The organism is Burkholderia sp. SIMBA_062 (assembly GCF_046534765.1).
Lineage (GTDB): Bacteria > Pseudomonadota > Gammaproteobacteria > Burkholderiales > Burkholderiaceae > Burkholderia > Burkholderia ambifaria.
Genome location: NZ_JAWRYD010000249.1, coordinates 1 through 274, shown reverse-complemented (window position 1 = coordinate 274; position 274 = coordinate 1). Strand labels below are relative to the sequence as shown.

Sequence of the window (274 nt, the reverse complement as noted above, 5' to 3'; positions counted from 1 at the left end):
GTGTCAGCACAATTATGTGTTGCGGTAATAAGCCTTGAGATAGAGTTTGAGCAATTATTTGACGTAAAGTGTTTTTTTGATTTCCAGTAATTATTTCTGTAAGAGTGTCTTCATCGCTTTGTCTTGAGTTTGTGATGGAGTGAGTTGGTTGTTGGAAGGTCTTTAAGCGTTCACAGACGCGCTTCGGCATCCGAAGGCTTTCGGTAAGAAAAAATGCTTGTTGCTGAAGGTAACCTTCTATTTCTATTAGGCTCACGGGTTTCTCGTATGGGAA

The 274-nt window shown here is 40.5% G+C and carries 1 protein-coding gene; it reads right to left on the bottom strand.

Going from position 1 to position 274, the window contains the following annotated elements:
* Positions 1 to 256: hypothetical protein (locus tag SB786_RS36235; protein ID WP_410731577.1), on the bottom strand; the 256-nt coding region annotated here is incomplete at its 3' end.
* Positions 257 to 274 lie beyond the last annotated feature (18 nt).